We start from the raw sequence: 20506 nt of genomic DNA on the forward strand, positions 1-20506 counted from the left end.
CCGGTCCGGTGGTGGGGCCGGGGCGGGTGGGGGGTGGTCGTGGTGGTAGGGGGCGGGTCAGCTGTCGCCTTCGCGCTGGCCCAGGGTCACCTGGACCTTCTTCTCGTCGCCGCCTCGGGTGAAGGTGACGACGACCTTGTCGCCGGGGCGGTGCGTCCAGATCTCGCTGATCAGCGTGGGGCCGCTGTCGATCATCGTGTCGTCCAGCTTGGTGATCACGTCGCCGGGGCGCAGGCCCGCCTTGTCGGCGGGGCCGCCGGGGGTGACGGGTTCGGCCGCGCCCTGGCCCTGGCGGGAGATGGCGGCGCCGGCGCCGGAGTCCTTCATGTTCACCGTGGCCTCGATCACCGGGTACACCGGCTTCCCCGTCCTGATCAGTTGGTCGGCGACCTGCTTGGCCTGGTTGACCGGGATGGCGAAGCCCAGGCCGATGCTGCCGGACTGCTGGCCTTGGCCGCCGAAGCCGCCGCCGCCACCGCCCGCCGGTTGGATCGCGGAGTTGACCCCGATGACCGCGCCGGACTCGTCGAGCAGGGGCCCGCCGGAGTTGCCCGGGTTTATCGACGCGTCGGTCTGGAGCGCGCTCATGTACGACGCCTTGCTGCCGCCGCCGTCGCTGGAGGCCACCGGCCGCTTCTTGGCGCTGACGATGCCGGTCGTGACGGTGCCCGAGAGGCCGAACGGCGCGCCGATGGCCACCGTCCCGTCGCCGACCTCGACCTTGTCGGAGTCGGCCAGCGGCAGCGGGGTCAGGTGCCGGGGCGCGTTCTTCAGCTTCAGGACGGCGATGTCGTACCCCTCGGCCCGGCCGACGACCTCGGCCCGGTACTTCTTACCGTCGGAGAACGTGACCCGCAGTTCGCCGCTGTCGGCGGCCGAGGCCACCACGTGGTTGTTGGTGAGCAGATGGCCCTGCTTGTCGTAGACGAAGCCGGTGCCGGTGCCGCCCTCGCCGGAGGTGCTCTGCGCCTCGATGGTCACCACGCTCGGCAGCGTCCGGTCCGCGATCGTCGCCACCGAACCCGGGGCGCGGCCCTTGATCTTGGCGTCCTGGCTGGCGGAGACGGTGGTCGAGCCGGTGTCGTCGTCCCGCTCGGCGGCCCAGAACCCGATGCCGCCGCCGATACCGCCCGCGACCAGGACGGCGACCAGGACACCCGCCACGAGCCCGCCGCGCTTACGCCACGCGGGCTCCGGCTTGGCCGCGCCCATGAGCCACTCCCCGCCGGGTCCGTGACCGCCGGGGCCCTGTCCGCCGGGGCCCTGACCGCCGCCGTACGCCGCGCCGCCGCCGGCCGGGCCGCCGCCCGCCCACCAGCCGCCCCCTCCGGGGCCACCCGCGCCACCCGGGGGCGGGCCGCCCGCCGTCCCGTGTGCCGTCGGGACCGGCGGCGTCGGGGCTTGTGCCGTCGGGACCTGTGCCGTCGGGGCTTGCGGCGCCGCGTGTCCGGGAGTGGTGGGGGCCTGCGCGGCGGGGGCCGTGCCGGTGGGGGCCGGCCCGGCGGGCGGTGCCGGTGTCGGTTCGGCGGGCTGTCCGGTGCCGTGGACCGCGTCCGGCGTGGCCTGGTGGGCGGCCGTGTCCAACGTCCTGAGCTGGGCCGTCGGGGCCGCCCCGGGCGGGCCGGCCACCGTCTCGCCCTCGGCCGGCGGCGCGGTGGGAGCGGGCGGCGCCGTGGGAGCGGGGGGCGCGGCGGGCCCGTCGGACGCGCCGGTGGGCGCCGCGTCCCGGGGTTCGGGGGTGGGCGGGGTCGGCGGGGCCAGGCCGTAGTCGGGGGTGGGGTGCTCGGCGCCGGGCGCGGTGTTCGACGCTGGAGGCGCCGTGCGCGGCTCGGTCTCGGGCGGAACGGCGGCGCCTTCGTTTTCCGTGCTCACAGCTCACTCCTCAGATGCACGACGTTTCGGTCAGGTGGCGGGCGGCCATCGCGTACGAAGGTCTGCCGCCAGCCTTTCCCACGGCTTGTCAGGCTGCCGTAAGGAGCGGCGGGCCGCCGCGCGTGGCGACGGACCACCGTGGACCTCACCCGGTGCCCCTCGTTCGACCGGGATGTGACGGACGAAACGGGCGGACCTCCGCGCGGGGCGGCGGGCGCCGAGGCGGTGCGCGCCGGGCGGTGGCACCATAACGCGGTGACCTATGCGCGCCAGGCCCGGGACGCTCGCCGCGGCCCGCACAGCCCGTTCGTCGTCGCCCACCGCGGCGCCTCCGACGCGGAACCCGAGCACACCCTGGTCGCGTACCAGCGCGCCATCGAGGAAGGTGCCGACGCCCTCGAGTGCGACGTGCGGCTGACCGCCGACGGGCACCTGGTGTGCGTGCACGACCGGCGTGTGAACCGTACGTCCAACGGCCGTGGCGCCGTCTCCAGCCTTGAGCTCTCCGACCTGGCCGCCCTTGACTTCGGTTCTTGGAAGGGGCAGTCCGCCGACGCCGAACTGCCGGACCGGGACACCGCCTCCGTGCTCACCCTGGAGCGACTGCTGGAACTCGTCGCCGACGCGGGCCGCCCGGTGGGTCTGGCCATCGAGACCAAGCACCCCACGCGCTGGGCGGGCCAGGTCGAGGAACGGCTGCTGGCGCTGCTGCGCCGGTTCGGCCTCGACGGCGGCCCGAGCACGGCGGACGAGCCGGCCCCGGTGCGGGTGATGAGCTTCTCGGCGCGTTCCCTGCACCGGGTGCGCGCCGGGGCTCCCGGACTGCCCACCGTCTACCTCACCCAGTTCCTCTCGCCCCGGCTGCGGGACGGCCGACTGCCGGCGGGCGTGAGCATCGCGGGCCCCAGTGTGCGGATCGTGCGCAACCACCCCGGGTTCGTCGCGCGGCTGCACCGGGCGGGGCACCGGGTACACGTATGGACCGTGAACGAACCGGACGAGGTCGAGCTGTGCCTCCGGCTCGGGGTCGAGGCGATCATCACCAACCGCCCGAAGCAGGTGCTGTCCCAACTTGGGCGCACATAGCACCCGGGACGCGGGGTGCACCGGCGCATTCAGTACGTATGCGATCGCAACGAGTACGTCACCCGATCGCAGTTGGCCGGTTTCCGATCCACTTCCTCCGGGCATCCATCCCCTGGCATGGGGCAAAGGAGGTCTCGGGGGTGGCGTTGGTGGTGGCACAGGAAGTGCCGACGTCGTCGATGATGTCCGTTCCCCATGGCCCCGCGGGCGTGGGTGAGGCGCGGCACCGGATGCGCGGGGAGCTTCGCTCCAGCGGGGTGCCGGAATCGGTCATAGACGACGCCGTACTGATCCTTTCCGAACTGCTCGGAAACGCGTGTCGGTACGGCCGACCGCTGGCCGCCGGCGACGGCGACACCCTCGATGACGGCGCGGCCAACCCCGGCGCGACCGGCGCGATGCGCGCGGCCTGGCGCGTGGACGCGCGGGGCCGACTCACGGTCGAGGCGACCGACGGCGGCGGCCCGACAAGACCACTTCCAGCCACCCCGTCGATCACCGCACGCGGCGGCCGGGGCCTGCACATCATCGCGGCACTCGCCGAAGAGTGGGGCGTACGGGACGGTCACGGCGAAGTCACCGTATGGGCCATCTTGTCCACACATGACGCGTCGTACGAGCCGCCCGCGCGCGTCCTCCTCGGACCCGAACTCCGCTACGTGGCGCCGCGTCCCGAGGCCCGGGGCGCGTACGGCGACGGCCTGGACGGCCTTGAAGAGTTGAACGGACTCGACGGCCTGGGCGAGCTCGGCGGCACCGCCTGAGCCGACCGACCCGCCCCGGCGCACGCCCCGGGCCACCTCTCCCCCGCGCTCCGCGTCACCCGGTCTGACCAGCCCGACCGGGCCCGATCGGCTGCTACGGGGCGTAGTGGGCTCCTGGCTCGGCCCACCGGCCCGCGCTCGCCGCGACGAGCGGGGCGCGCCCGACCCCGTCTCTTCTCCCGCCCGACCACCCGCCGCGCGGGGCCCGTTCCGGCGCCACGGCCGCGTGCGGGGTCGCGCCGCCCGGTTCCGCTTTCCCGTGTCGGCCCGCCACGCGGCGGCCGACTGTCACGTGCGCTGGCCGAGGGGTGGGCCGGAAGAGCTAGGCTCGCGATGCGTACGAGCCGTACCGATCGGGAGACAGCCACGCCATGGCCAAGAAGCGCCGCCCCCAGCCGAAGACCACGCCCCAGGGCGCGGCCTCCGATGCCGCCTACCCCGTGGTCGGCGCCCGCGAGCCCTGCCCCTGCGGCTCGGGCCGGCGGTACAAGGCGTGCCACGGCAGGGCCGCCGCGCACGCGGTGACCGAGCTCGTGCAGCGCCCGTTCGAGGGGCTGCCCGGCGAGGCGGACTGGGTGGCGCTGCGCGAACTGGTGCCCGCGGCGACCGTCGAGCTGCACCTGAAGGACGGGCTGCCGGAGGGCGTCCCGTCGATCACCCTTGCGACGGTGCTGCCCATGGCCTGGCCCGCGCTGCGCCGCGACAACGGTGCCGTCCTGCTGGGCCTGCAGAACGACACCACCTCGGGTGACCTCAGCCGCGACCTGGCGAGCACGCTGCGGCGCGCGCTGGCCGCCGAGCCGGGTACGCCCGTCGCGGCGGGCGACGCGCAGGGCGCCGGCCGGGCGCCGGGCGAGGGGCCACGGCTGCAGGACCTTCTCGACGCGGACCGCCCCTTCGAGCCGGTGGTGCACGACGGGTTCGCGTTCTGGATCGAGGACGCGCAGAACGCGAGCGGCGAGGTCGCCGCGTCCCTGGAGCGGGCGAACGAGGCCGCCATCCCGACCGCCCGGCTGACCGGCGTCGCGTCGGCGTACTGGTGCGAGACGCCGGACAAGAACCACCTGCGCTGGGTGATGACCCACCCGGAGGAGAAGCTCCTCGACGCACTCGCCCGGCTGCACGCGGCCGGCGCCTCCTCGCTCGGCGAGGGCACGCGGCTGGTCGGCTCGTTCCGCGCGCACGGGCTGACCGTGCCGGTGTGGGACCTGCCGACCGCGATGCGCGCGGACGACGTGGAGAAGCCCGCCGCGGAGTTCGCGGAGCGGCTGGCCGGCGCGCTCGCGGACGACACGCCGCTGTCGGCCGACGAGCGCCGCGCCCGCAGCGGTCTCACCAACCGTCAGGTCACCCTGAGCTGACCCCCACCACCGCACCACCCCGGGGCGCCCCGCACCGCTCGCCACCCCGCGACCGGGCCGGGCGCCCCGCGCCGTTCCCACCCCCGGCAGACCCCCACTCCCCCGAGCACCAGCCCCCGACCCGACCCCGATTCCGCCCCTGACACCGACACCGGCCCTGAGTCCGGCGCCAGGACCCCGACAGCTGGCCCCCGGCGCGGGGCGCCCCGGCATCCGACCGCGCGGTCCGGCCCGCCAGTCGGCGAGCGGCGGCGGGTTGGCGAGGTGGCGGTGGTGAGGGCGCTGCCCGCGCCGGGGTGTGGCGTACGGCGGGCCCGCGCGGGGCGGCGGGCGCTGACCGGCGTACGACGCGGGCGCGGGGGTGTCGCGGGAGAGCGCGACCGTGGCGTACGGGGACGGGGCGGGGCTGACGCGGAGGCGGTGGCGGTGGCGGCGTACGCGGTGGTGTCCGGCGCGGAGCGCTGGGCGCGCGGGCGCGCGGGGCCCGTAGTGGGGCCGGGCCCGGAGGGCGGCCGGGCCCGGAGGGGTTGGGCTTACCCGAGTGGAGGCCAGACCCGGAAGGGTCGGGCTTACCCGTAAGGGGGCCGAGACCCGGAGGAGCCGGCTCGCCCCTCAGGGGGAGGCCAGGCCCGGAAGGGGGGTCAGGCCCGCAAGGGTCGGGCTTCCCCGGAAGAGAATCGGGACCCGGAGGGGTCGGCTCACCCCTCAGGGAGAGGCCGGACCCGCAAGGGGGGCCAGACCCGCAAGGGGGGCCAGGCCCGGAAGGGGCGGGCTTACCGCGAGTGGGGGCCAGCCCCGGAGGGGGGCCGGACCCGGAGGGGTTGCGCTTGCCCCGGAAGGGTCGGGCGGATGGTGTGGCGGGGTGGGGGTGGGCCGGTCTGGGGTGGTGGGCTCGTTCCGGGGGGGCGGGGGTGGAACGGGTGGGGTGCCCGGGGCTGGCGGGGGAGGCGGCGAGGTGGGGTGCGTGGGGGCCGTGTCGGCCGGCGTGGTGGGTTGGGCTAGTGGTGGGGGACCGTGTGCCGGGGCTGGCCGGGTGCCGTTTTCGGAATATCGTATTCCGCATATGCCGTGGCCTCCGGCTCCGTTTCCTCGTCAATGACGCGTGCGCCCGGCTGACCGTTTGCCCGATTCTTTGAGCGGCCGGGGCGAGGGCGTTCGCGGGGCGCCGGGTGATCGATTCGGGCGTTGACGGATGGGGTGCGCCGAATGGGGCCTCGTAGCCGACGGCAAGGTCGCACGACTTCCACGGGTTCCGTTCTTCGCCGCCCCCGGGGCGGGGCGGGGATATCGCAGCGTCTTTGCGGAACGTGTTCGTTCGTACGGTACGGACAAATCTTTCGTACGGTCCGCACAATGCGGCACACGTTCCGCACGCGGCGGACACTGGCGTACCCATCCGCCCCGGCATCCGGCGTCGCATACTGCACCGCTCTGGATGCGAATGTCGAACTGCGAGTGGCAGCGAAGACGCGACCGTCGCAGACGCGCGTCGGCACACCCGTGAATTGACTCCCCTCCCGCTCCCGGGCCGCGCCGCGACGTCGTTCGCTCGGCCGGCGGGAGGCGCGGACACGGGGCCGTCGCGGGCCCCGTCGAGGCCGCACACCCCCGGCCCCACCAGCGCGAAAGCCCGCGTGACGACCTCGCGAGCCGGCCCTACCCCGCCGCCGGGCCCTCGGCGGGGCCGGGCCGCCGCACCGGGCCGTACAGACGCCCGGCGGGCCGTGGCCGGGCCCGTCGGGCGGGTACGGGACCTGGCGGGTCGGCACCGTGTGTCCACGTGCTTCGACAAAGGAGTTCCCGGTCGATTCCCGGGAGTTTGCGGAGGCTCCCCGTGTTTAAGTCCGGGGTTTCCCGAGGCGCCGGTTCGGGTCGTGGGGCGTTCCGGGAGGCGGCGCGCACCCGGGGCGGTCGCGTACGGCGTCCCCGTACGGCCAGCGGAGCTCCGCTGTCGCGTACGTGACCCGGGGATAGCCGCGATTGCTCGGGGATAGCGGAGTTAGCCCGGGCCGCGCGCGGCGAGAGGTGGGGCGATCACAGCGCGTCTCCGACGGGCCGACCACGGATGATCTCCAGACGATCCAGATGCGTGACCCTGGTCACAACTCCCGGTATTAGCCAGGAAATACGCGTCTTGAAATCCGCGATCGAATTTGCGAACCGCCGATCTCTTGTTACCGTTCTAGGAGCCCGGTCGCTGGTGCATCCCCCGTCGCCAGCGACCGGGCGCTTCCATGCCCGGCCGACGTCGCCGGCAGCGCGGAGGAGCGCGTGGCCCCCGGCCCGCTCATCCCGCCCCGGGCGACCCGCAGTTGCCGCCCCGAGCCTTGCGTGGCCGCCACGCCCGAGGAACCCATCACGGTACGCGGCCCGAGGCCGCACACCGTATCCGCACCCCGCGTCCCGGGCCCCACGCCCCGGACAGCCGCCGCCTTCTGGCTGCCCGTCAGCCGCGCCACCATCCGCCGGCCCCGCCGCAGCGCCTCGCGGGGCTGCGCCTCGCGGCGGGACCACGGCCGTTCGGGTCCTTGCTCGCCGGACCGGCCCCCGCCACGGGCCGCCCCCGGGCCGAGCACGCCCAGCCGAGCACGCCAGCTGCGCCCCGCCACGACGGGCTCCACGACGGGCCGCGCCCCACTCGGACCGCAGCACGGGCCACTTCCCCGACCGACCACGCCCAGGCCGCCGCCGTGGCCCGCCCCCGGCTCTCCGTCGGCTCGCGGCTCCGGTCCCGGCTCGGGCGTGCCGTCGCGGGCGCCGAGGTCGCCGCGTACACCCGCGACGGGGCGTTCCACGGGACCGTACGCGGCCTCCGACGGCACGCCCGGCGGGCTGGGCCGTGCGTACCGCCCGCGGCGCCCTCGCGGCGAACGCGGCACGCCCCGCCACCGCCCACGCCGGGCCGGCCCCCGCCCCGGCGGTCCTGGCGCTCCCCGGCACACCCCTCACGCCGCCCGCGGCATCGGCGCCCGCACCGCGCCGGCCCCTCGATCGCGTCCGGCCCCGTGCGCTGGGCGCCAGCCCCGATACGTCGGACCCCGCCCACGGCGCCGCTGCTCGTGGCACCCGCACCGGCCCACGTCGCACCGCCGCGCCGGCTGCCCGGCCACTGCCGTCCGGCGTCCACCGGTCCTCCGGACCCGTGCCGTTCGGACGTCGCCGGGCCCCGGGGCCTGCACCTGGGCCCCGGCCCCACGTACCCCACAGCCGTTCGTCGCCGGCGCACCCGTGGGTCGCCGCGCCTCGCCACCGCCGCGCTTCGCCACCGCTGCGCCGGGCCGGCCGGTATCGCGCCGGGCGCGGCCGACGGCGGTGGCTGGCTCGGGCCGGGGGTGGCCGGCGGTTCCGGTGAACGGGTGGGTTGGTGCCGGGTGGACCGGCGAGCACCGTGCACTGCGGCTACGGCCCCATCGATACGTGTCGCCGCCGGGTGCGGGGCCCGACCTGGGGCTGGGGCACGTCCGGCCGCCGCCGTGCCATGTCCTGCCGGATGCTTTCCCGCCGGATGCTGAGCCGACCCTGATGGGGTTGGGCCGAGCCCCGCCGAGTCGAGTTGAGCCGGGTCGGGCGAGGCGGGGTCGATCGAGCTGGGGCGGGGGCGGCGTTCGGCTGGGCGGGCCGGTTTTCCTGGGGCACGTCGGGGTCGGGCGGGACGGGGGCGAGCTCAGCCGTGTCGAACCGTATCGAGGCAGGTCAGGGAGGGCGCTGGGTTGGTCGCGGTGGGGTAGGGCCACGTCTGGTCGGGCCAGAGGCGGTCGGGCGGGGCGAGCTCAGCCGTGTCGGGCCAGGTCGGGGTGGGCGCCGGGTTCGTCGCGGCGGGACGGGGTCACGTCCGGTCGAGCCGGGCCGGGCCGGGGTGGGTGCCGGGTCGGTCCCGGCGGGACGGGGTCACGTCGTGTCGGGCCAGAGTCGGTCGGGTCGGAGCGAGCTCGGCCGTATCGGGCTGGGTCGGGGTGCGTGCCGGGTTCGTCGCGGCGGGACGGGGCCACGTCCGGTCGGGCCGGGGGCAGTCGGAGCGGGGCGAGCTCGGCCGTATCGGGCCGGGTCGGGGTGCGTGCCGGGTCGGTCCCGGCGGGACGGGGTCACGTCCGGTCGGGCCGGGGGCAGTCGGAGCGGGGCGAGCTCGGCCGTATCGGGCTGGGTCGGGGTGCGTGCCGGGTTCGTCGCGGTGGGACGGGGTCACGTCCGGTCGGGCCGGGGGCAGTCGGAGCGGGGCCACGTCGGGGTCAGTCGAGGCGTAGCGGGGCGAGCTTGACCGTGTTGCACCGTATCGAGGCAGGTCAGAGGGCTGTACCCAGTCGAGCCGGGGCGGGGCGGTCGAGGCGGGCCCGGTCGGAGTGGGCGCCGGGTCGGTCACGTCAGGTCGGGGCGAGGCCACGTCGGGGCGGGCGAGCTTGACCGCATCGAACTGTGTCGGGGTGGGGCGAGCTCGGCCGTGTCGGGCCGGGTCGGGGTGCGTGCCGGGTCGGTCGCGGCGGGATGAGATGACGTCCGGTCGGGCCGAGGCCAGTCGGGGTGTAGCGGGGCGAGTTCGGCCAGGTCGAACCGTGTCGGGCCAGGTCAGGGTGGGCGCTGGTTGGTCGCGGTGGGGTAGTGCCACGTCCGGTCGGGCCAGAGTCGGTCGGGTCGGGGCGAGCTCGGCCGTGTCGGGCTGGGTCGGGGTGCGTGCCGGGTTCGTCGCGGTGGGACGGGGTCACGTCCGGTCGGGGCGAGGCCAGTCGGAGCGGGGCCACGTCGGGGTCAGTCGCGGCGGGGTGAGGTCACGACCGGTCAAGCCGGGGGCGGTCGGGGCGGGGCCACTTCGGGGCGTAGCGGGGCGAGCTCAGCCGTGTCGAGTGGATGTCGTGTCGGTCGTGGCAGGCCGGGGTTACGTCAGGTCGGGGCGGTCGAGGCGGGCCCGGTCGGAGTGGGCGCCAGTTCGGTCACGTCAGGTCGGGGCGAGGCCGCGTCGAGGCGGGGCGGGGCGGGGCGGCCGAGCTTGATCGCGTCGAACTGTGTCGGGGCGGGGTGAGCTCGGCCAGGTCGAACCGTGTCGGGGCAGGTCAGGGTGGGTTCCAGGTCAGTCACAGTGGGGCAGGGGGCGTGCCAGGTCGGGCCGGAGTCGGTCGAGGCGCGGTCGCGTCAGGCCGGTTGGGTCGGATCGGGGCGGGGTCACGTCAGGCCGGTCGGGGCGGGGTGGGTTCCAGGTCGGCGACGCGTACGCACGTGCCGTGAGGCGACCAGCCACCTCCTTGGCGAGGCGCGAGCCGGTGACGGCCGGGGCCAGCGATGGACGTGGGATCTGTGGTGCTCCGCACCGGGGCGCTGCGAGGCGGACCGGGGTGGAGGGCTGGCGCCGGTTGGGCCAGGCCGAGCCGGGGCGGAGCCGGGCCCGGCCGAAGCAGGGCGCGAGACGGGACGCGCCAGGTCAGACGGGGTACTGGGCTCAGCCGAGCCAGGGCAGAGTCAGAGCGGGGCTGGCCCGGCCGTGGCAGGGCCCGGGGCAGGGCCAGTCGAGCCGGGCGGGCCCGCGAACGGGGCAGGGCCCGGGCCGAGGCGAGGTCGGGGACAGCCGAGGAGGGGCGGGCTGAAGCCGGCCCGGCCGGTCGGCGGTTGACGGGCGACTCGGGTGGCCCACCGGTCGCCGGCCCGACGGTGTGCGCGGGCCCGCCGTCACCCCGGGCCTCATCGGGTTCGGGGGACGCTCGTGCCCTACCGCGCGGTCGTTGCCGCCCTCCGAGCCGCCGAGCACCCACCGCACTGAGGGCGCACCCACCGCACGGAGGCCGCACCCGGCCGCAGCTCAGGGCACCTCGCCGGTGGACTCGCCCTCGCCGGGCCCGCCTCCCTCGCCCCGTCGAGGTCGCGACAGCTCGCCGTCCCACCCCCGATCGCGACCGCCAGGCGGCCCCGCGACGCCCGCACCTGGGAACACGTACCGCCACGACGCCCCCAGGGCGCTACGGCACGGACCTCACCCCCGCCCGGCCCGCACACCACCTCGTGGCCACGCCACCCTCGCGGCCACGCCACCCCGCCGCCACGCGCCGCCAAAAAGGCCGCAGCCGCGAGGCGGCCCGCCCGCACCAACGACCCGCACCACCGCCCACGCCACCCCGCCACCCCGCCACCCCGCCGCCCCGCCGCCCCGGCACCCCGGCACCCCGGCACCCCGGCACCCACAAGGCGATACGGCGACGCGCCCGGCCGCGCCCGGTCTGGCGGCGACTCCCCGACGCGGCACACGCACCCCATCGGAGTCGCCGAAGCTCACCGCCCCCCCCGGTCGCCACCACTGGACGGCCCGTGTTCGAACCACCGGCCCACACCACCGCGACGCCCCCTCCACAGCACCACGACAACGGCCTCGCCTCGGCCCAACGCGCGCGCCCCGTCGAAGTCGCCGCAGGCCACCGCCCTACCCCCAGGTCGCAATCGCGGGCGGCCCGCGCCCGCACCGAGGAACGCGTACCACCGCGACACCGCCCAGGCGCTACGGCACCGGCCTCGCCCCCGCCCCAGCCCGCACACCCCCTCGCGGGCACGCCCCCCGCCGCCACGCGCCGCCAGACCACGACTGCGGCGCGGGCCACCCGCGCCACCGGTCCACACCACCACGCGCTACCGCGACGCCCCTCAGCGACGCAACGGCAACGGCCTCGACCCCGGCCCGGCCCGGCCCGCCCACGCCGTCGGAGTCACCGCAGCTCACCACCCCACCGCCCGACCACCCCCTGGGCGGCCCGCATCCCCGTACGCCACCGCGGCAACCCCACCAGCCGATACGGCGCCACGCCCGGCCTCGCCCACCCGTTCCCTCTGGCCCGCCACCGACCCCGTCGCGGCAGCTCACGACCCCACTCACCGATCACGAACGCCGAGTGGCCCACGTCCGCACCACCGCTCCACACCACCACTCACTCCAGCGACGGCGGCCCCCTGGGCACCAGTACACCGGCCTTGACCCGACGCGACGCCCCCGGCCCGGCCCGGCATAGGTGCCTCACCTGAGCTCGATCGTTGGGTCGGTCGACCCCGGTGTGTACGCGTCTTCTGGGGCCCACGCGCCTTCTGGGGCCAACGGGCCTGACGGGGCGTACCGATCAGCGGTTTCCACGGCCGTCGGGCAGCCGGTCGTCGCCTCGCCCGGCCGTCACCTGGGCCGGGTGTCGCGGCGGGCCGCCAGGCGCCGGCCGCCCGGCCGGTGATCGCGGCCCCGTCCCCGGCGGCCAAGCACCGCGACCCCACGCCGGCCGCCGGCCCCGACCGCCACGCGCCGGCCGCCACACGCCTGCCGCCCGGCCAGGGAGTGACCCCGGGCCCACGGCACGGGCGTACGCGTCGCCCCACCGTCACTCGCCCCACCCGTTCGCCCACGGCCGCCCCCGACAGGCTCACGTCGCCGGCCCCGCGCCGCTCACGGAAGGGGCGTGGCGGCTGGGGGCCACACGGGGGCAGCCGTACGCCGGGACGGGCCGTACGGGGGGGACGGGCCGTACGGGGGGGCGGGGCGTACGGGGGGACGGGCCGTACGGGGGGGGCGGGGCGTACGGGGGGCAGGGCGTACGGGGGGCAGGGCGTACGGCGGAGCGGGGCGTATCGCGGGGCAGCGTGGGTCCGCCGGAGGCTTGTACGGCGGGGCAACGGTCGGGGCAACGAGGGCAGCGGCAGTCGGCGGGGCGGGGCGGGGGCAGCGCCGGGCCGGGCTCAGGCGGGGACGCGGCTCGGGGAGGGAGCGGTGGCGGCTGGCGGGGCCCGCGCGGTGGTGGCTTCGGCGGGGGCACTTCGTCTCGGCGGTCGAGGTGTGGCCCCTTGAGGCGCCACATCACATCTGTCACACAAGCCACTTGCGTCACATTTGAGCGAAGCTTGAGGGTCGATATCAAGCCAGTACCGACGAGTTGATTGCCCGTGCCAGTGACCTGAGCGTGGCGCGATCACGCTTGCACTCTCCGTGATCGCGCGCCCGCGCGACGCTCTCCGCGCGCGCCGTCGGGCCCGACGAGCTCCGGTGGGCAATTGGAGGGTTCCACGGTTACCGCGCGTCCACGGGAGAGGCTGCACACGGGGTCACGGGCGGGCCGCGACGCCCCGTACGCCGCTGGAACGGGGCGCCGCATGGGTGTACGGGGCATTGAAGAACAGAAGACACGAGGCGTCCGGACATGGGCGCGCGAGCGACGCGTCAGCCCCCGCACGACGACGGGCCGGTCACGAACCCGGGCACCAGAGGACCCCGACACGGGCACCCGGCCACGGGCACCCGTCAGCACGGCGGCCCGGACTCGGACGACTCCGACCCGCACGGCTCCGACCCGAAGAACCTCGACCCGAGCGGCTCAGGCGGACCGACACCGGTATCGACACCGGTACGGATACGGGCCCTCGGCCCGGACGGCTCCGGGCTCGGCCAGCCCCACCACGAGCCGCCCTCACCGCGAGCCGCCCCGACGCCCGGCGGCTTCCCCCGCACGCCGCCCCAGCGCGCGCGACGCCAGCACAGGCCGGCTCGGACGCGGGCGAACCGAGCCTACGAACCCCGGCGAGGCCGACCCGGCCTGGCACAACCCCGGCCCGGCACAACCCCGAGCCGACACCACCCCGACCCAGCACGGGCCACCCCGACACCGACCCTCCGACACCGAGCCTCCTCCCGGCCTCACCCGACCCGGCACGGGCCACCCCGACACCGACCCTCCGACACCGAGCCTCCTCCCGGCCTCACCCGACCCGGCACGGGCCACCCCGACACCGGCCCTCCGACACCGAGCCTCCGCCCCCGACCCCACCCGGGGCGGTGCAGGCCACCCCGACACCGACCGCCTCGACACCGACGGCTCCCCCCGTACACGTCCCTCAGCTCGGACGTTCACCAGCGCGCGACACCCACGCCGAAGGCTCCGCCAGCGCGCGGCTCCCCCACCGGTGCCTCCGCCGGCGCGCGGTGGCGACGCGAACGACGGCGATCCGAAGGCCCCCGACCCGGGCGGCTCCCGCGCGAAGAGCGCTGGCGCAGGAACCCGAGACAGACAACCCCGGTGCGAACAACCCCCGCGCGTAAGCCCCGACACACGCACCCCGTGTCACACGGCACCCCGACGCGCACGACCCGATGCGAACCGTCCCGGCGCGGGCGGCCTCAGCCCACCCGGCGCACGCCCCGCCACGCGAGGGCACACCGAGATCGTTGTGCGCCACCCCGCAGCCGCCGACCGTGCCCCGTCACCCGAGGGCGCCTCTCTCGCCAAGCGAAAGACAACCTGTCTCACCTGGGCGACAGGCAACCCGCCCCCGCCTCCCCGATTCCAGACCTCGTCACTTCCCACCGGCACACGCGAGGCGACGACCAACCCCACCCCGGCCCGCGTGGCACGGGGGCCAACCCGTAAGGGTCCCCCCGCGCCACAACCGTCGCCCCGTACACGTACACGCGCCGGACCCGGCACCCCGTACCGACCCACCCGGCACAGCGACCGCCCCCGCACCGGCCCACGCTGCGCGGCGTCCCCCGTGCTCCCGCACGCGGGACCACCACCTCGCCCCCACCCACGCGGAACAGCGACCGACCCGTAGTGGTGCCCGTGCCGCAGCCGTCGCCCCGCACCGGCCCGCGCGAGGCGACGACCGACCCGAGGTGACGACCGACCCCACACCAACCCACGCGGAACGGCGACCGACCCGTAAGGGTCCCCGCGCCGCAGCCGTCACCCCACGCGCGTACACGTGCCGCGGCGGTCTGCTCGCACCGACCCGCGCGGCGGGGCGACCAACCATGAGGACTTCCGCGCCACAGCCGACACCCCGTACGCGTTCACCCGCGCCGAAGCTGTCACTCGTACGCGTACATCTGACCGGGCCGTCGACCCGGGTGAGTCGGCGACGGCGGCGGGCTCGGACGGCGCTGGGCTCGCCCGGCACACCCGAGCCCGCCTTCGCGAGGCCCACACCCACACCGACGACGCCGCCAGCACTGACACCCGTACCGACACCGAAACCCGTACCGCCAGCGACCCGCGCGGCGGTGGGCTCACCAAGCGCTCACGGCACCCGCGCGCCCGGGCACCCACACGGCCGCGCGCCCGCGCACCCCCGCACCGCGCGCCAAGGCCCCCGCGGCCTGGTCGGTGCGGCGGAGCCGAACGTCTCGCGGGGGAGCCGCACGTCTCGCGGGGGAGGCGGGGTGCCTGGGGTGGGACGCGGGAGGAGGCGCGGGTGGGAGGCGGCTCGGGCCGGCCGCCACCCGCGCGGCTGTCGGCGGGGGTCGACGCGCGTCAGCGGGCGCGCGCCGCCGGGGCGGGTCAGTAGGCGAGTTCGCTGCTGCTGCCGCCGGGGGCGCTCGCGCTGGCCTCGACCAGGGCGTCGGCCACGGTGTCGACCTGCGGGAGCCACGGGCGCAGAACGCCTCGGGCGGCCGGGCGGGGAGCACGCTCCCAGCGCACCTGGCCCGCGCCGATCTGCGACGGCGGGAGGGCGACGTAGCCGCCCTCGCCGTGGAACCGCAGCGAGCTGGGCACCCAGTCCTGGCGGTGGAGCAGTTCACCGAGCTGCTCCAGCGAGTACGGGGCGACGAGCAGTGACCACCGGGTGGGCGTGGCGATCACCGGGCCGATGGCGACGCCGGCCCGGTCGAGCGCGGCGACCGCGCGCGCGCCGGCGACGGCGGGCAGGCTCACCGCGCACGGCGCCTGGTTGCCGGTCGCCAGGATGATCGGCGCGGTGGGCCGGTTGGTCCACCACCAGCGCACCATCCGGGCGTCGGTGGTGGCCGCGAGCAGGCCGGGGTCGAAGGGGTGCGCGCCGGGCACCACGCAGTCAGGGTGTGGGCACCCGCACTCGCCGGGCCTGCCTCCTGGGGGGATGCCGACTCCGGGAAGGATCGGCCAGCGCCATTCGGTGGCGCAGGTGAGCGCCGCGCCGAGCAGGGCCGTCCTCCTGCCCCGCCGCATCGAGAACTTGCGTCGCCTTCCGGGGATCTCGCGCATGAGCGCTCGTTCCTTTCCGTGCACGCCGAGGGCTGCGGACTGCCGTACGAGACAGCGGACGATTCATCTCCATGACGTCGCCCGGTCCAGGCGACGCATGGCACTGCGGTGGCACTGCTCACACGGTGGCACTACCGACACTGCTGACACTTCAGGCACTGCGGACGTTACGACTGTTTCGCAACGTCCTTGCGCTTTGCTTGCGCGGTACGGCGCCGGTACACCGCGCCGATTACCTCTCGTGAAACTCACGTCACCGCACGTGCCGAGGGAGTGTCCCTCCCCCACCGTGCTACCCGAGGAGCCCCTTGCGGTCGAGCGTGGACCGTGGCGAGGGGTGGCGTGCGCGGCGCGCCTGCCGACTCGTACTCAGTGTGCGTCCCCCGCCACTGCTGAGGGTGGGCTCGACCGTCATCGATGAAGACGCTCGGACCCGCCATGGGGTTCCGGGTCGACCCAACTGCCCCCGCCCTTCAACAAGTCCATACCCCCCGAGGTGGGTATGACGCGCTGCCGGATGACGACAGTCGACCGCAAATTGACAGCTTGGTGAGCATTTTCAAGACAACTTTGATTCGCCACAGACACCAACAACCCTGCCGGTCCAGTGCTAGACATCACCTTACGGGTGCGTGTACATGTGGAGCATTCATAGCGACGCAACATGACATGGGGGTTTGCGATGCTATTGAGACGAATGCCCCTGCCTCTCGATCTCACCTCGCGGCCCAATAAAGCGCAAAAGATCAGAACAAATACGGGCATACTGCTTGATGAGTTCCGGTACGTCGCCGGTCAGCCCCTATCCAGGGCCGAGAGCGGTCAATCATGAGTGCGCGCCGCATTCCGAAAGCGGCTGGAATCGATCCCTCTCTTCCGGGCCCCTCGCAGAATCCCAGGCCCCCCTCAGCGGCCCCCTCCTCCCCCTCCGACGCCGCTCCGTCGGCGCCACAGCCGGCCTCGGCCCACCCCGCGAGCCCCGCGCGTACGGACTCCGCCGCCGGCACCCCGTACACCGCCGTCCAGGACCGGCTCGCCGGCTGGGTCTCGGACCTCACCACGCTGCACGAGCTCACCGAGCGGCTGGCCCAGGCGGCCACGCTGGACGACGCGTTGCGCGAGATGTTGCGTGCCGGTGCGGCGCTGGTCGGCGCGCGGCGCGGGCTGGCCGCCCTCGAACCCGCCGACGGCCTGGGCCCCGTGTCGACCATCGGCCTCGGCCTCGGGCGGGCCGAACTTGGCCACATCGAGACCATCCCCCGCGCCTCGGGTTCCGTCGGCCGCCTCCTGGACGGGCTCCCCGAACCCGCCGACCCGCCGCGTGCCCGAGGCGAGCGCCCGCCCCCGGGCGCGCCCCACGCCGGCCCGACCGACGGCCGGCCCGCGGGGCACGAGCGGCCCCCCGACGGCCCGCGCGACCGGGCGTACGACGGTCCGCACGGCCAGGCATGCGGGCACGACGAGACCACCGACCGGACTTTCGGGCACGGCCGCGCCCCCGGGCACGGCAGCGCCCCCGGTCTCGGCGGAGCCGGCGAGGGCTGGCCGTACGAGGACGCCCACCCCGACCTGGCGAGCGAGGACGATCTCGACCCGCGCCACCGCGAGGTGGCCGCCCGGCTCGGCTACGCGGCCAGCTACGCCCTGCCGCTGGAGTCGCGCGGGGGCCCGCCGACCCCCGCGTACGACCGGACGCCCCACCCGCCGGGACCCGCCACCCACCCCGACCCGCGGACCGCGCCCGGCCCCGGGCCCGCGCCCGCCACCGACGCCGGCCCAGAGTCCGGCCCCGACGCCGGCCACGGCGCCAGCCGCGCGCGGCGAACCCCGCTCACCTCGGTGAACCCCGCGCTCACGGTTGAACCGGCGCCACCGCGTGGCCGGATCGGGGCCGTGGTCTGGCTGTACGACGAGCCCACCGAACCGACCGCGCGCCAGCGGCATCTGGTCGGCCTCTACTGCCGGTTCGCGGCCGAGCACATCGCCCGCCACGTCGAACTGCGGCGGGCCCGCCGCACGGTGGCCACCCTGCGCGAGGAGCTGCTGCCGAGCCGGCTGCCCCGGGTGCCGGGGGTGCGGCTGGCGGCCCGCCACCACACCGGCCCGTCCGGCGGCGGCGACTGGTACGACGCGCTGCCGCTGCCCGAGGGCGCGCTCGGGCTCAGCGTCGGCGGCGTCACCGGCAGCGGGCCGAGCGCGGTGGCGGCGATGGGACGGTTGCGGGCCTCGCTGCGCGCGTACGCGGTCCTGGAGGGCGAGGACCCGGTGGCCGTCCTGTCCGACCTCGAACTCCTGCTGCGTCTGACCGAGCCCGCCCGCTCGGCGACCGCGCTCTTCGCGTACTGCGAGCCGGCCCACCGCTCGGTGATCCTGGCCGGCGCCGGACACTGCCCGCCGCTGCTCATCGGCCCGGAGCGCACCACGTACGTGGAGACCACGCTGTCCGCGCCGCTGGGCATGCTCGCCTGCTGGGAGGCGCCGAGCGTGGGCGTGCGGCCGGAGCCGGGCGAGACGCTGCTGCTCTACAGCGACGGGCTGCTGCACCGCACCGGCGCGCCGACCGACCAGGCGTTCGCCCGTCTGCACGCGGCGGCGGCCAGCGTGCCCCGGGCCGCGCGGAGCGACCCGGACGCGCTGCTCGACCACGTGCTGCGCGCGGTGCTCCCCGACGGGCCGGACGCCACCGGTGGCCGGGTCGGCGCCGGCGACGAGGACGTCGTCCTGCTGGCAGCGCGCTTCGACTGACCCGGCCCGTGACCGACCGGCGGGGGCCGCCCGTGGGCGCGCGGGGGGCGTGAGACGCGTCACGTGAGCGCGTCACGCCCCGTGTGGGGCTGGGCTCGTGCCGGTTTCGTTTTCGGCCCTCTCCGTCCCGTTGCGTCCCACCCCTGAAGGGGAAGCACCGCTCACCCATACGATGGGTAAGGTCCCCAGGCCCGAGGCCCGGGGCGGTCCAGTTCGAGGAGGAGACGTGACCGAGGAGCCCACTCCGGAGACCCTGGAGAGCGACAAGCCGATCAAGCAGCGCAAGAACGCGCTCTACGCCGGCGTGTCCGACGAGCTCGCCGAGAACATGCAGAGCGGCTGGGCGGACACCGAGCTGCACGATCTGCGGCCGATTCCGCAGGCCGAGCACACCGCGCGGCGCCGTGCCGCGCTCTCCGCGCGCTTCCCCGGCGAGCGCCTGGTGATCCCCGCGGGCAACCTCAGGACCCGCTCGAACGACACCGAGTACAGCTTCCGCGCCTCCAGCGAGTACGCGCACCTGACCGGTGACCTCACCCAGGACGGCGTCCTGGTGCTGGAGCCGACCGGCGCCCAGGGCCACACGGCCACGCTGTACGTGCTGCCGCGCTCCAACCGCGCCAACGGCGAGTTCTGGCTCGACGGCCAGGGCGAGCTGTGGGTGGGTCGCCGCAACAGCCTCGCCGAGGGCGCCCAGCTCTACGGGCTGCCCTGCGCGGACGTCCGCGAGGTCGCCGCCGCGCTGAGCGAGGCGTCCGGTCCGGTACGGATCGTGCGCGGGCACGACGCGGGCCTGGAGGCGGCGCTGACCGACAAGGTCACCGCCGAGCGCGACGAGGAGCTGCGCTCCTTCCTGAGCGAACTGCGCCTGGTCAAGGACGAGTTCGAGATCGCCGAGCTGCAGAAGGCCGTGGACTCCACGGTGCGCGGCTTCGAGGACGTCGTCCGCGTCCTGGACAAGGCCGAGGCGACCTCCGAGCGCTACATCGAGGGCACCTTCTTCCTGCGCGCCCGGGTCGAGGGCAACGACGTCGGCTACGGCTCCATCTGCGCCGCCGGCCCGCACGCCACCACCCTGCACTGGGTGCGCAACGACGGCGCGGTGCGCCCGGGCGAGCTGCTGCTGCTGGACGCCGGCGTGGAGACGCACACCCTCTACACCGCCGACGTCACCCGCACGATGCCGATCGACGGCACGTTCACCGCGCTCCAGCGCAAGATCTACGACGCGGTGTACGCGGCACAGGAGGCGGGCATCGCGGCCGTCCAGCCGGGCGGCAAGTACCGCGACTTCCACGACGCGGCGCAGCGCGTCCTGGTCACGCATCTGGTCGAGTGGGGCCTGGTCGAGGGCCCGGTGGACCGGGTGCTCGAACTCGGTCTCCAGCGCCGCTGGACGCTGCACGGCACCGGTCACATGCTCGGCATCGACGTGCACGACTGCGCGGTCGCGCGGCGCGAGACGTACGCCGACGGCACCCTGGAGCCGGGCATGTGCCTGACCGTGGAGCCGGGCCTGTACTTCCAGGCGGACGATCTGACGGTGCCCGAGGAGTACCGGGGCATCGGCGTCCGGATCGAGGACGACATCCTGGTGACGGAGGACGGCAACCGGAACCTGTCGGCCGCGCTGCCGCGCACCGCCGACGAGATCGAGCTGTGGATGGCCCGCCTCAAGGGCTGACCCCGCGCCCCGCGCGGTGCGGGCCCGCCCGCA

General features: G+C 75.8%; 7 protein-coding genes. 5 read left to right on the top strand and 2 right to left on the bottom strand.

Going from position 1 to position 20506, the window contains the following annotated elements:
* Nucleotides 1-57: 57 nt before the first annotated feature.
* Entirely contained in the window at nt 58-1872 is a 1815-nt protein-coding gene (locus ACFVFR_RS06960; RefSeq protein WP_383698639.1) for a S1C family serine protease, read from the bottom strand.
* 255 nt (nt 1873-2127) lie between these two features.
* Here ACFVFR_RS06960 and ACFVFR_RS06965 point away from each other — a divergent pair, with 255 nt between their 5' ends.
* From ACFVFR_RS06965 to ACFVFR_RS06975, 3 genes are all read left to right on the top strand, one after another.
* Nucleotides 2128-2958: a glycerophosphodiester phosphodiesterase gene (locus tag ACFVFR_RS06965; protein ID WP_383698640.1), complete on the top strand. Its 831-nt coding sequence runs from the start codon at nt 2128-2130 to the stop codon at nt 2956-2958.
* A 140-nt stretch (nt 2959-3098) separates the two neighbouring features.
* Nucleotides 3099-3722: an ATP-binding protein gene (locus ACFVFR_RS06970; protein ID WP_383698641.1), complete on the top strand. Its 624-nt coding sequence runs from the start codon at nt 3099-3101 to the stop codon at nt 3720-3722.
* A 371-nt stretch (nt 3723-4093) separates the two neighbouring features.
* Nucleotides 4094-5083 (top strand): DUF5926 family protein, encoded by a 990-nt coding sequence (locus tag ACFVFR_RS06975; protein ID WP_383698642.1) that lies wholly within the window; start codon nt 4094-4096, stop codon nt 5081-5083.
* Nucleotides 5084-15360: 10277 nt separating this feature from the next.
* Here ACFVFR_RS06975 and ACFVFR_RS06980 read toward each other — a convergent pair.
* The gene (locus tag ACFVFR_RS06980) at nt 15361-16044 is read right to left on the bottom strand and encodes a bifunctional DNA primase/polymerase (RefSeq protein ID WP_383698643.1); all 684 of its coding nucleotides are present in this window, start codon (nt 16042-16044) and stop codon (nt 15361-15363) included.
* Nucleotides 16045-16872: 828 nt separating this feature from the next.
* Here ACFVFR_RS06980 and ACFVFR_RS06985 point away from each other — a divergent pair.
* Together ACFVFR_RS06985 and ACFVFR_RS06990 are read left to right on the top strand one after the other, a co-directional pair.
* Nucleotides 16873-18789, top strand: coding sequence for a PP2C family protein-serine/threonine phosphatase (locus tag ACFVFR_RS06985; RefSeq protein ID WP_383698644.1), 1917 nt, complete (start codon nt 16873-16875; stop codon nt 18787-18789).
* Nucleotides 18790-19015: 226 nt separating this feature from the next.
* The gene (locus ACFVFR_RS06990; protein ID WP_383698645.1) at nt 19016-20473 is read left to right on the top strand and encodes an aminopeptidase P family protein; all 1458 of its coding nucleotides are present in this window, start codon (nt 19016-19018) and stop codon (nt 20471-20473) included.
* Nucleotides 20474-20506: the final 33 nt, after the last annotated feature.

The organism is Streptomyces sp. NPDC057702, from assembly GCF_042799315.1.
Classification (GTDB): domain Bacteria; phylum Actinomycetota; class Actinomycetes; order Streptomycetales; family Streptomycetaceae; genus Streptomyces.